The following is an 11,489-nucleotide window of genomic DNA, read 5'->3' as shown; positions in this document are numbered from 1 at the left end:
AAGGCCATCGCGGCAGACCGGAATCGGTTTGCGGGTTATGGAAGGCCGGGCTGTCCTGGCCAGTCGCCATCTTTCGGGATGGGGGCGGTTTACTGCTTCAGTTGCCCTTCAGATCAATCTTGGTGACCTTGCCGGCGGCATTTCTGGGAAGTTCACTCAGAAAGACCAAGTGTCGCGGCACCTTGTAGTTGGCCATGTTGGCGCGAGCCCAGGCGAGCAGCTCGGCCGCTTCAACAGTTCCACCAGGCCGTCTGACCACGAAAGCCTTGCCGACTTCCCCCATGCGCTCATCCGGAACCCCGATGACCGCAACCATGCCGACCGCCGGGTGGGCCGAGAGGAGCTTTTCGACCTCGGCGGGGTAGACGTTGAATCCGCCGGAGATGAACATGTCCTTCATGCGGTCAGTGATGCGGAGGTAACCGGCCTGGTCCATCGTTCCGACGTCGCCGGTGTGGAGCCAGCCCTCGGCGTCGATTGCCTCGGCGGTGGCTTCCGGGTCGTCGAGGTAACCCTGCATCACGCCGATGCCGCGGACCAGGATCTCACCGGTTTCTCCGCGTGGCAGCTCGCTGCCGGCCTCGTCGGCGATGATCACTTCGTTACCCGGAATGGCAGCGCCGCAGGTGCCGGCTATCAGTTCGACGGGATCGCCGGGCCGGCAAGAAGTGATGTTGACGCATTCGGTCATCCCGTAGGCAGTGATGATGTCACTCATGCCAAGCTCGTTGCGGATGCGTTCGATCAGCACGGGGGGCACGGTTGCCGCTCCGGTGGTGCCGCCCCGCAGCGATGAACAGTCGAACGGCGCACGCTCGCGTTCGGCCAGCAACATCTGGAAGATGGTCGGCGGGCCGGGCAGGAAGGCGATCCGTTCCTGTGCGATCAGGCGCGCAGCCTCGGCCACGTCGAACTGCGGCATGGGAACCATCACCGCGCCAGCGAGCAGGCAGGCGACCCAGCCGACCTTCATGCCGAAGCTGTGGAAGAACGGGTTGGCAATCAGGTAGCGTTCGCCCTCGCCGAGGCCGGTGTTGCCGATCCACACGCCCACCTGCGGCAGGATGCGCCCGTGGGTCATCAGCACGCCCTTGGGCACGCCGGTGGTGCCGCTGGTGAACATCACGTCGGACAGGTGATCGGGGGTGAGCGTGGCAAGCTGCGCATCGATGCGCGTATCGTCGGGGCCGGTGCCGCTGGCCAGGAATGCGCCCCAGTCCCGGTCAAGCAGGACCGTCTCGCCAAGATACGGCAAGTCCTCGCCGGCCAGCAGGGCTGGGTAGTCGATGTCGAGGAAGCCGCTGACCGTGAACAGGATGCGCGCGCGGGTGCGGCGCAGGATGTCGCCCGCCTCGCGGCCCTTGAGCCGGGTGTTGAGCGGAACGATAGCCGCCCCGCAAGTTTGTGCAGCGACCGCAGCCACCACCCATTCGCGCCGGTTGGGTGCCCAGATCGCGATCCGGTCACCGGTGGTGACACCGCGTTCCAGCAGGGCGGAGGCTGCCGTGCGGCATTCCTGCCATAGCTCGGCGAACGTGCGCCGGTCCTCACCCTCGACCAGCGCCAGGCGGTCTGGCCAGCGGCGCGCGGCGGCCTCGGCCGCGTGGGGAATGGTGGGGGGCAGGGCGCTCATGCAGGCCCCATGTTGCCGGGGCCGAAATAGGCTTTCATCGCCGTGACTTTGCCGCCACCGTCGAATTGGAACACGTCGATCACGTCGATCCGGGTCACCGCGCCGTCCCAGGTCAGTTCGACATGGAACGGGAAAGCGGCGAAGCAGTCAGCGCAGCGGACCGGCCCGTCCAGGAACAGTCTGGCCCCGGCCTCCACACCGACGTGGAAGAACGCGCGCAGTTCGTCATGCCCCCGCTTTACCGGGGTGCCGACCGGATCCTCGACCGTGGCATCGGCGGCGAACACGTTCACGATGCCGTTCAGATCGCCGGCGTTGTAGCTGTTGATATAGGCCTGCACCGCCGCCACCATCTGGTCCGCTGTCGCCATGGTCATGCATCCGGGTAATAGCGGCTGATGGTGTCGACCACGCAGGCGGGCTTGTGCTCGCCGTCGATCTCCACTGTCACCCGGACGACCGACTGGATCGCGCCCTTGATTGTCTCGACCGATACGATCTCTCCGGTGCCGCGAATGCGCGCACCCACCCGGACCGGGTTGAGGAAGCGGAGCCGGTCTGCCCCCACGTTGACCGCATGGCTGAACCCGCGGACTTCGATCAGCTGCGGCAGGAAGTGGTTGACCAGGCTCATGGTCAGATAGCCGTGGGCGATGGTCCCGCCGAACGGGCCGTCCTTGGCGCGTTCGGCATCGACATGGATCCACTGCCGGTCCTCGGTCACTTCGGCGAAACCGTCGACCCGGTCCTGCGCAATCACCAGCCAGTCGGACGGGCCGAGCACAGTGCTCTCGCTGCCGATCAGATCGTGCGGTGTGTCGAAAACCCTGGTCATGCTCAGGCCCTCTGGCTGGAAACCGAGAGCACTTCCCCGGTCATGTAGCTGGCGAGGTCGCTGGCGAGGAAGATCATGGCATTGGCCACTTCCCACACCTCGGCCGGGCGGCCGAAGGCTTCGCGCGCGGACAGCTCGGCCAGCAGGTCGTCTGTCGTGACCTTGGCGAGGAAGGCATGCATCGCGATACTCGGCGCGACCGCATTGATCCGCACCCCGAATTCGGCCGCCTCCACCGCCGAACAGCGGGTGAAGGCCATGACCCCGGCCTTGGCGGCGGCATAGTGCGCCTGCCCCTTCTGCGCCCGCCAGCCTAGCACCGAGGCGTTGTTGACGATGGCGCCGGTCTGCCGCTGCTGCATGTGCGGCAGGAAAGCGCGGGTCATGCGGAACACGCTGGTGAGCGTGACATCGAGCACGCGGTGCCATTGCTCGTCGGTCATATCGGTGACCGGCACTTCCCCGCCGAGCCCGGCGTTGTTGATCAGGACATCGACATGGCCAAGGCTGGCCAGCGCAGCATCGCGCAGGGCATCGACCTGGTCTTGCTGGGTGACATCGCACAGGCAGGTGGCAGGCCGCTCGCACCCGACTTCGGCCGCGATCCGGTCTGCCGCTTCGCCAAGACGGCGCTCGTGGAAGTCGGAGATCAGCACCTGCGCACCTTCCTCGGCGGCACGCTTGGCCACGGCAAAGCCGATGCCGGTGCCAGCGGCGGCGGTGACCACCACTGTCTTGCCGGCCAGCAGATTGCGGGGCGGGGGGTAGACTGGATTGAGGCTCATGCGTCACCTCGCGGTTCGCGGGGCATTCCAAGCCCTCTTTCCGCAATCAGGTTGCGCTGGATCTGGTTGGTCCCGCCATAGATCGTGTCGGCGCGGGAATAGAGGAACAGGTTGGGCAGCATGTCCCATTCGTATTCGGGATTGTCGGTGACTTCCGCCGCCTGCCCCAGCACGTCCATCGCCAGCTCACCCAGGTTGCGGCGCCAGGTCGCCCACTGGATCTTGTAGGTCAGGGCCGCGCCGTCGACCTTGCTGTGATCGGTGTTCGACAGCATCCGCAGCGCACCGTAGCGCATCAGTTGCAAGCCGATTTCTGCCCTGGCGATGCGCTGGCGGACCAGCGGGTCATTGGCGGTGCCGTTGGCTTTTGCCGCCGCGATGATCCCGTCCAGCTCGTTGCGGAACGCCATCTGCTGGCCGAGGGTGGAAACCCCCCGCTCGAAGCTGAGCAACGTCATCGCCACCCGCCAGCCATCGCCCACCGCGCCGATCAGGCTGTCGGCCGGGCAACGCGCGCCGTCGAAGAACGTCTCGTTGAATTCGGCATCGCCGTTGATCTGGCGGATCGGGCGGATTTCGATGCCGGGCTGGCCCAGTTCCATCATCAGGAAGGTCAGACCCTTGGGGCCTTTCGAGCCTTCCTCGCTGCGCGCGACGACGAAGATCCAGTCGGAGATATGGGCGAGGCTGGTCCAGATCTTCTGGCCTTCGACCACCCATTCATCGCCCTCCAGCCGCGCCTTGGTGCGCACGCTGGCGAGGTCCGATCCGGCGCCCGGTTCGGAAAAGCCCTGGCAGAAGATCGTCTTGCCCGCCGCAATGTCCGGCAGGAAGCGGCGCTTCTGTTCTTCCGTGCCGAGCGCCAGCAGGGTCGGCCCGGCCAGTTCGATGCCGATGTGGTTCACCCGGCCCGGAACCCCGGCGCGGGCATATTCCTCGGCGAAGATGACCTGCTCGGCCAGCGTCGCATCGCGCCCGCCCCATTCCTTCGGCCAGCCGATGCAGCCCCAGCCATTGGCGCCGAGGTGCTGCTCCCACTCCTTGCGCCGCTCGGCCTTTTCGGTGAGCGTGGTGATGCCTTTGATGTCGGCGAATTCACCGGCCATCTGGGCATTGAGCCAGTCGGCACATTCGGCGCGGAAATCCTCTTCCGCCTGACTGAACCCGAGCCTCATGCTGCTTCTCCAAGGATCATCGCGGCAACCTGTTCGCGGTGCCAGTTGCCCGAACCGAGAATGGACTGGAGCGCCCGCGCGCGCTTGAAATAGAGGTGCGCGTCGTGCTCCCAGGTGAAGCCGATCCCGCCGTGGAGCTGGATCATGTCGCCTGCGCACTTGAACGCGGTGTCGGCGGCGAAGGACTTGGCGGCGTGAACGGCGAGGCCTGCTTCGTCCGATCCCTCGTCGACCGCACAAGCGGCCCAGTAGACCGCGCTGCGGGCCTGCTCGATCTCCACCACCATGTCTGCCAGGCGGTGCTTGTAGGCCTGGAACGAGCCGATCGGGCGGCCGAACTGGACCCGCTCGCGGGCATAGGCGACCGTGCGGTCAAGCGCGGCCTGGGCCACGCCAAGCCCCTCGGCGGCGACAGTCACGAATCCGGCACGATGAGCCGCGGCGATGGCCGCGGCCGGATCAGCCAGAGGTTCGCCTTGTGCACCATCAAGTGTGACACGGGCAAAGGGACGGGTCTGGTCCATGGTGGTGAGCGGCGTGACGGTCACGCCCGGCGCGTCCGCCGCAACCAGCCATGCCCCGGTGTTGCTGGTCACGACCATGAGCCCGGCGGAGCCGCCATGGGCGACGAAACCTGCCTCGCCCGTGAGCGCATCGCCATCTGCCTTGAGCGCCGCGTCATGGACATAGCCCGCGATCACTTCGCCAGAGAGCAGGCCGGGCAGGTACTGTTCCTGCTGTCCGGCACTTCCGCCGGCCGCAATCGCCTGCGCACACAGCGCCAACGATCCCAGCAGCGGCAGAGCCGCGACCTGCGCGCCTGCTGCCTCCGCGATGATGGCAAGCTCGACCAGCCCGAGACCGGCGCCGCCTGCGGCTTCGGGAATACCGATCCCGGACAGACCAAGCTCCTGACAGAAGGCCTGCCACAGCGCCTGATCGATCCCGTCCGCGGCCATGGCCGCGCGGGTCCGCTCGCTGGTGGCATTCTCGGTGAAGAAGGCCCTGGCGGTTTCGGCGATCATCACCTGTTCGTCAGTGAAGGCGAAATCCATTATGCCGTCCCCCAGACCTTGCGTGGCGGCACCCGCTGTTCCAGCAGTGCCCCTACTGCTTCGCCGACCTTGCCCGGCTCCCACTGCGCGCCGAGATCGACGAATGGTCCCTCGCGCCAGCCGTCTTCCAGCATGATCTTGCCGCCTTCGAGTTCGAACACGCAGCCGGTCACCTCGCGGCTCTCGCTGCTGCCGAGCCACACCACCGTCGGCGCGATATTGGCCGGGTCCATCACGTCGAACGCCTGGCTTTCGGTCGCCATCTTGTCGGCAAAGGCCTGCTCGGTCATGCGGGTGCGGGCCGAGGGGGCAAGCGCGTTGGCGGTAATGCCGTAGCGGCCCAGTTCTGCCGCCTGCACCAGGGTGAGCGAAGCGATGCCGCCCTTGGCCGTGGAATAGGCCGCCTGCGCGATCGAGCCCTGCAGCCCTGCGCCGCTGGTGGTGTTGATGATCCGCGCATCGGGATCGCGCCCGTCCTTCTGCTTGGCGCGCCAGTAGTTGACCGCGTGGCGGCTGATGCAGAAATGCCCGCGCAGGTGGACGTGCATGGTCGCGTCCCATTCCTCCAGCGTGGCGGAAACGAACATCCGGTCGCGCACGATCCCGGCGTTGTTGACCACCACGTGCAGGTCGCCAAATGCGCTGATCGCAGCCTCGACGATCCGCCCGGCAGCAACCCAGTCGGTGACATCGTCGTAGTTCGCGACAGCCTGCCCGCCAGCGGCGCGGATTTCCTCGACCACGCCGTCCGCCGCGCTGGTGTCGCGCCCTTCTCCGCCGAGCGAAGTGCCGATGTCGTTGACCACCACTTGCGCGCCTTCGGCGGCAAAGGCCAGCGCATAGGCGCGGCCCAGCCCGCGTGCCGCCCCGGTCACGATGACGGTCCGTCCTTCGCAGATACCCATAGTCAAAGCCTCTCGATAATCGTCACGTTGGCCTGTCCGCCGCCTTCGCACATGGTCTGCAGGCCATAGCGGCCGCCGGTGTCCTCCAGCGCATGGAGCAGGGTGGTCATCAGCCGCGCGCCGGTGCCGCCAAGCGGGTGGCCGAGCGCAATTGCCCCGCCGCGCACGTTCACCTTGTCATGCGGGATGCCGAGCTCCTTCATCCATGCCAGCGGCACGGATGCGAAGGCCTCGTTGCATTCGAACAGGTCGATATCGTCCACGGTCATCCCGGCCTTGGCCAGCGCATGGCGGGTGGCGGGGATCGGCGCGGTCAGCATCCACACCGGGTCGTCGGCGCGGACAGTGAGGTGGTGAATGCGCGCACGCGGGGTCAGGCCGTGGTCCTTGACCGCCTGCTCCCCGGCAAACAGCAGCGCGGCAGAGCCGTCGCAGTTCTGGCTGGCGACCCCGGCGGTGATGGTGCCTTCGCCGCCGACCGGGTTCAGGGCGGCGAGCCCTTCCATCGTAGTGCCGGGGCGGATGGTTTCGTCCTGCGCCAGCCCTTCGAGCGGGGCGATCTCGCGGGCGAAGGCGCCGCTGTCGGTCGCGGCCTGTGCCCGGGCGTGGGAGGCGACCGCGAACATTTCCATGTCCTCACGGCTCACGCCCCACTTGTCGGCGATCATCTGTGCCGATGCGATCTGGTTCAGCAAGCCGTCGCCATAGCGCGCGACCCAACCGGGCGAGGTATTGAACGGGTTGTCGAAGCCATAAGGCTGCCCGGCGAACATCGCGGCGGAAATGGGAATGGCGTTCATCGCCTGGCTGCCGCCCGCGACGACCAGGTCCTGCGTGCCGCTCATCACGCCTTGGGCCGCGAAATGGACGGCCTGCTGGCTCGATCCGCACTGGCGGTCAACCGTGGTGCCGGGCACGTGCTGCGGCAGGCCCGCCACCAGCCATGCGGTGCGGCCAATATCGCCCGCCTGCGGGCCAATGGTGTCACAGCATCCCCAGACGCAGTCGTCGACCAGGGCCGGATCGATGTCATTGCGGGCGAACAGTTCGCGGATCGGATGCGCGGCAAGGTCAGCCGGATGGAGCGCGGCAAGTGAGCCCTTCTTGCGGCCCATCGGGCTGCGCACGGCGTCAATGATATAGGCTTCAGGCAAAGGTGTTCTCCGGGCCAATTGGGTGCGTGCCGCCGATGATTGCGGCGTCGATGTGACGCAGGTGATAGGCGTGGCTGCCCCATGCGCCGCTGAGCGCCCAGCCTCGCTTCATCCAGAAATGCAGATCGACTTCGTAGGTGTAGCCCATCGCCCCGTGCACCTGGATTGCGCTCTCGGCGGAGAGATAGGCCGCGTCGGTCGCGGCGACCTTGGCATGGCTGACGTGCAGGCTGGCGCTTTCAATGGCGTCATCCAGCGCCTGCGCCGCGCGCCACAGAACGGGGCGGGCGAATTCGAGCGCCACCGCAACATCGGCCAGCTTGTGCTTGATTGCCTGGAAGCCGCCGACCGGCTGGCCGAACTGGGTGCGGATCTTCGAGTATTCGACCGCCTGGTCGAGCATGGCCTCGGCCAGCCCGACCAGCTGCGCGGCGGCCATCAGCGCGCCGAGGTCGAGCAGCAGCGGATCGTTACTGGCGGTGGCGGGCAGGGCCGTCAGGTTGCGCAGCGGGTCGATGCTGTCGAGCGCCGCACCTTCCCCATCCGCAACCCAGCCGTTCAATTGGTGCGCGGGTGCGACCTTCCGCCCACCTGCGGCAATCGCCGCCAGATCCTCCGTTCGGCCATTCGCGACGAGCCACGGCACCGCGACGAAGGCGCTCTCCACCAGCGGCTCCGCGAGCGCCACCCGGCCGCATTCGCGCGCTATCAGGGCGGCATCGAGCAGGCCCATACCCAGCCCGCCATGGTCTTGGGGCACCAGCAGACCGGTAAGGCCCATCTCGACCAGTCCCTGCCAGATGGCGGGATCGCGGTTCGGACCAGCGTCGAGCCGCCGGAGAACCTCGGGGCCATGGGTGCCGGACAGGAAATCGCGCACGGCTTCGGCGAGTTCGAGCCGTTCGGGAGCAATCAGCATATCCATCAGCCTGCTCCTACCCGGGGCATATCGAGCAGCCGCTCGGCGGTGATGTTGCGCTGGATCTCGTTCGATCCGGCGTAGATCGGCCCTGACAGCGAGAACATGTAGCCTTCGAGCCAGTCGTTCATCCGGCCATCGGCGAACTGGCGCAGCTCCGCCGCCGCGCCCAGCAGGTGCATGGCGGTGCGGTGCATGGCGCGGTCGAGTTCCGACCAGAAGATCTTGTTGAGGCTGGCTTCGGCGCCAATGCTGCCACCGGCCATGATCTTCGCGGCCACCGCATAAGTGTTGTAGGCATAGGCCTGCGTATCCATCCACGCCCGCGCAACCGCCTCGCGCGCAGAAGGTGAGGCTTCGCGCTCATGCTGGCGGAACAGCTCGATCAGCCGCCGGGCAGTTGCCTGGAAGCGACCCGGCGAACGGAGCATCAGCCCGCGCTCGAACCCGGCAGTGGCCATGGCAACCTTCCAGCCTTCGCCTTCCCCGGCCAGGCGGTTTTCCACCGGTACGCGCACATCGTCGAAGAACAGTTCGGCAAATCCGGGGTGGCCGTGCAGCTGGCGGATCGGGCGGCGGGTCACGCCGGGGGTGTCGAGATCGAACAGGATGAACGACAGCCCCTTGTGGCGCTGGCTGCCTTCCTCCGTGCGGAACAGGCCAAAGCCCCAGTCGGCAAAGCTGGCCCGGCTGGACCAGGTCTTCTGCCCGTTGATGACGTAGTGGTCACCATCCCGGAAGGCTGTCGTCTTGATCGCCGCCATGTCGCTCCCGGCACCGGGTTCGGACCAGGCCTGCGCCCAGATCTTTTCGCCGGCCGCCATCGGGGTCAGGAAACGCTCTTTCTGTTCCGGGGTGCCATATTCCATGATCGTTGGGCCGAGCAGGAAGATGCCGTTCTGGTTGACCCGCAGGGGTGCGCCTGCGCCCCAGTATTCCTCTTCGAAGATCAGCCATTCGATCAGGTCGAGGCCGCGCCCGCCGTAGGCTTCCGGCCAGGTGACCATGCCCCAGTTGCCGCTGGCAAGCTGCCGTTCCCACGCGACATGCTGGTGGTAGCCTTCCTCGCACTCAAGCGTCAGCAGAGGATCGGCGGGGACATGCCCGGCCAGCCAGGTGCGGACCTCGGCGCGGAACGCCTGCTGCTGCGGGGTGTAAGCCAGCTGCATGATCAGAACTCTGCTGCCTTGCCGGTCTCGACAAAGGCATCGCGGCTTCTTTGGCTGTCCTCGTGCATGTACATTTCGAGCGTGAAGCCCTGTTCCCAGCGATAACCGCGGTCGACATCGCGCGGTTCGAGGCCGTTGAGCGCCTCCTTCGCAATCACCAGCGCCTTGCGGCTCTTGGAGGCGATCACCGCGCAGAAGGCCCGTGCTTCGGCCACCAGATCGGCGCGCGAGAGGACTTTCTCGACTGCGCCAAGGCGATAGGCTTCTTCCGCAGGAATATTGCCGCCGGTGAAGAAGGCCGCGCGCACCTTGTGCAGCGGCAACATCCGCGAGAGGTGGCTGGCCCCGCCCATCGCGCCGCGATCGACTTCGGGCAGGCTGAAATAGGCATCGTCGGCGGCGATGATCGTGTCGCTCGCGCCGCAGATCCCGATGCCGCCGCCGATCACGAACTTGTGGACCGCGCTCACCACCGGCACTTCGGCATCGCGGATCGCCTTGAAGGTCAGGTAATTGCCCCGGTTGAGCAGCGTGATGCGCTCCGGATGCGCCTGCATTTCCTTGATATCGACCCCGCCGCAAAACCCGCGCGATACCTCCGCAGCGCGGATTAGAACGCAGTTGACGTCGGGATTGCGCGCGACGGCGGTGATCATGTCGGGGATCGAAAGCCAGGTTTCACTGTCGAAGGCGTTGACCGGGGGCACGTCGAATACGATTTCGGCGATCCGGTCGGAGATGGTGGTGGTGATCGGCATCAGGCCGCTCCCTTGAGTGAGGTTGTGGCGGGGACGAGCGCGGCAATCCGCTCCAGCGCCTGCGCCTCGATATGATTGAGCAGGTCCGCGCAGCTTGGAAGGTCGGTCAGACGCCCTGCGACTTGGCCCGACGCCATCAGGCCGCCGATTGCATCGCCGTCCACCACCGCCTTCTGCAGCAGCACCGGCGCGGCGGCGGCGAGCATGGCTTCGGGCAGCGACATCTCGCCATGGCTGGTCATCCCGCGCGCAGCGGCGAGCAGTTCGCCCCAGCTTGCTCCGGTGGCGCGCTTCATGGCGACGGCTGCGAGCATCCCGCGCCGCCATTTTGCCAGCGCACCGCCAGCCTCGATCCGGTCGAGCATGGGATTGCGAATCATGCGCTGCGGAATGCCGTCGATCTTGCTGGTGACGAAAATGTCCTGCGTGCCAGCGCTGGCATAGGCCGCCTTGACCGCATCGGGCACCGGGCTGTCGCTGGTCATCATGAAGCGGCTGCCCATGGCAATGCCGCTCGCGCCGTAGGCAAGTGCAGCCGCAAGGCCGCGCCCGTCGGCAAATCCGCCCGCCGCCGCAGCCGGAACGGAAACCGCATCCAGCACCTGCGGCAGCAGCACGGTCGTGGCGACCGCGCCGGTGTGCCCGCCGCCTTCGCCGCCCTGGACGGTGATTGCCTCGCAACCCAGGGCAACCATCTTTTCGGCGTGCTTCACCGCACCCACGGTAGGGATGCAGACGATCCCGGCCTCCCGGAAGCGGGCGATCATCCCGGCATCCGGTCCGCGCCCGAAGCTGACCGCACGCACCCGGTCGGCATGGGCGAGGATCACCTCGACAATCTCGCGTGCTCCCGGCTGGAAGCTGTGGAAGTTGACCCCGAACCGGTGCGGGGTGAGCCGGCCGGTTTCCTCGATCGCTGCCGCCAGTTCGCCCGGTTGCATCACCGCGCCTGCCAGGAACCCGAAGGCACCCGCATTGCTGCTCGCTGCCACCAGCTGCGGCGTGGCGATCCAGCCCATCGCGGTCTGGATCACCGGCAGGCGGCAACCGAGTAATTCGGTCAGCGGCGTCGCCAAGGGGGAGGGGGGCAAGGCTGCCATG

At 66.8% G+C, this 11,489-nt stretch carries 12 protein-coding genes; all 12 read right to left on the bottom strand.

Features of this window, described 5'->3' with window-relative positions; genetic code table 11:
- Nucleotides 1-97: 97 nt before the first annotated feature.
- The 12 genes from U4960_RS13110 to U4960_RS13055 are packed head-to-tail and all read right to left on the bottom strand — an operon-like array spanning nt 98 to nt 11,488.
- Entirely contained in the window at nt 98-1,633 is a 1,536-nt protein-coding gene (locus U4960_RS13110) for a FadD3 family acyl-CoA ligase (protein WP_324261079.1), read from the bottom strand.
- The gene (locus U4960_RS13105; RefSeq protein WP_324261078.1) at nt 1,630-2,010 is read right to left on the bottom strand and encodes a nuclear transport factor 2 family protein; all 381 of its coding nucleotides are present in this window, start codon (nt 2,008-2,010) and stop codon (nt 1,630-1,632) included. The genes U4960_RS13110 and U4960_RS13105 overlap by 4 nt, the downstream gene beginning before the upstream one ends.
- A complete protein-coding gene (locus tag U4960_RS13100) occupies nt 2,007-2,468 on the bottom strand; it encodes a MaoC family dehydratase (RefSeq protein WP_324261077.1) in 462 nt (153 codons plus the stop codon). Before U4960_RS13100 ends, U4960_RS13105 begins: the two co-directional genes overlap by 4 nt.
- A 2-nt stretch (nt 2,469-2,470) precedes the next feature.
- On the bottom strand, nt 2,471-3,253 hold the full coding sequence (locus U4960_RS13095; RefSeq protein WP_324261076.1) for an SDR family oxidoreductase: 783 nt from the start codon (nt 3,251-3,253) through the stop codon (nt 2,471-2,473).
- On the bottom strand, nt 3,250-4,428 hold the full coding sequence (locus U4960_RS13090) for an acyl-CoA dehydrogenase family protein (RefSeq protein WP_324261075.1): 1,179 nt from the start codon (nt 4,426-4,428) through the stop codon (nt 3,250-3,252). Before U4960_RS13090 ends, U4960_RS13095 begins: the two co-directional genes overlap by 4 nt.
- A complete protein-coding gene (locus U4960_RS13085; protein ID WP_324261074.1) occupies nt 4,425-5,483 on the bottom strand; it encodes an acyl-CoA dehydrogenase family protein in 1,059 nt (352 codons plus the stop codon). The genes U4960_RS13090 and U4960_RS13085 overlap by 4 nt, the downstream gene beginning before the upstream one ends.
- On the bottom strand, nt 5,483-6,388 hold the full coding sequence (locus U4960_RS13080) for an SDR family oxidoreductase (protein ID WP_324261073.1): 906 nt from the start codon (nt 6,386-6,388) through the stop codon (nt 5,483-5,485). The genes U4960_RS13085 and U4960_RS13080 overlap by 1 nt, the downstream gene beginning before the upstream one ends.
- 2 nt (nt 6,389-6,390) lie before the next feature.
- Nucleotides 6,391-7,542, bottom strand: a complete 1,152-nt coding sequence (locus U4960_RS13075; RefSeq protein WP_324261072.1) for an acetyl-CoA C-acetyltransferase — start codon at nt 7,540-7,542, stop codon at nt 6,391-6,393.
- Nucleotides 7,535-8,467: an acyl-CoA dehydrogenase family protein gene (locus U4960_RS13070; protein ID WP_324261071.1), complete on the bottom strand. Its 933-nt coding sequence runs from the start codon at nt 8,465-8,467 to the stop codon at nt 7,535-7,537. The genes U4960_RS13075 and U4960_RS13070 overlap by 8 nt, the downstream gene beginning before the upstream one ends.
- Nucleotides 8,467-9,630 carry an acyl-CoA dehydrogenase family protein gene (locus U4960_RS13065; protein ID WP_324261070.1) on the bottom strand — a complete coding sequence of 388 codons (1,164 nt, stop codon included), beginning with the start codon at nt 9,628-9,630 and terminating at the stop codon, nt 8,467-8,469. The genes U4960_RS13070 and U4960_RS13065 overlap by 1 nt, the downstream gene beginning before the upstream one ends.
- Nucleotides 9,631-9,632: 2 nt before the next feature.
- Complete coding sequence (locus U4960_RS13060) at nt 9,633-10,388, bottom strand: enoyl-CoA hydratase family protein (RefSeq protein WP_324261069.1); 756 nt, start codon at nt 10,386-10,388, stop codon at nt 9,633-9,635.
- The gene (locus U4960_RS13055; protein ID WP_324261068.1) at nt 10,388-11,488 is read right to left on the bottom strand and encodes an NAD(P)H-dependent flavin oxidoreductase; all 1,101 of its coding nucleotides are present in this window, start codon (nt 11,486-11,488) and stop codon (nt 10,388-10,390) included. The genes U4960_RS13060 and U4960_RS13055 overlap by 1 nt, the downstream gene beginning before the upstream one ends.
- Nucleotide 11,489: the final 1 nt, after the last annotated feature.

Source organism: Altererythrobacter sp. H2 (genome assembly GCF_035319885.1).
Taxonomy (GTDB): Bacteria; Pseudomonadota; Alphaproteobacteria; order Sphingomonadales; family Sphingomonadaceae; genus 34-65-8.
The sequence above is the reverse complement of the archived record's forward strand: the minus strand, read 5'-3'. Positions and strand labels throughout refer to the sequence as shown.

Bases quoted from the DNA above. Each gene is read 5' to 3' on its own strand.
- U4960_RS13110 (WP_324261079.1), bottom strand. From the start codon at position 1,633: ATGAGCGCCCTGCCCCCCACCATTCCCCACGCGGCCGAGGCCGCCGCG.
- U4960_RS13105 (WP_324261078.1), bottom strand. From the start codon at position 2,010: ATGACCATGGCGACAGCGGACCAGATGGTGGCGGCGGTGCAGGCCTAT.
- U4960_RS13100 (WP_324261077.1), bottom strand. From the start codon at position 2,468: ATGACCAGGGTTTTCGACACACCGCACGATCTGATCGGCAGCGAGAGC.
- U4960_RS13095 (WP_324261076.1), bottom strand. From the start codon at position 3,253: ATGAGCCTCAATCCAGTCTACCCCCCGCCCCGCAATCTGCTGGCCGGC.
- U4960_RS13090 (WP_324261075.1), bottom strand. From the start codon at position 4,428: ATGAGGCTCGGGTTCAGTCAGGCGGAAGAGGATTTCCGCGCCGAATGT.
- U4960_RS13085 (WP_324261074.1), bottom strand. From the start codon at position 5,483: ATGGATTTCGCCTTCACTGACGAACAGGTGATGATCGCCGAAACCGCC.
- U4960_RS13080 (WP_324261073.1), bottom strand. From the start codon at position 6,388: ATGGGTATCTGCGAAGGACGGACCGTCATCGTGACCGGGGCGGCACGC.
- U4960_RS13070 (WP_324261071.1), bottom strand. From the start codon at position 8,467: ATGGATATGCTGATTGCTCCCGAACGGCTCGAACTCGCCGAAGCCGTG.
- U4960_RS13065 (WP_324261070.1), bottom strand. From the start codon at position 9,630: ATGCAGCTGGCTTACACCCCGCAGCAGCAGGCGTTCCGCGCCGAGGTC.
- U4960_RS13060 (WP_324261069.1), bottom strand. From the start codon at position 10,388: ATGCCGATCACCACCACCATCTCCGACCGGATCGCCGAAATCGTATTC.
- U4960_RS13055 (WP_324261068.1), bottom strand. From the start codon at position 11,488: ATGGCAGCCTTGCCCCCCTCCCCCTTGGCGACGCCGCTGACCGAATTA.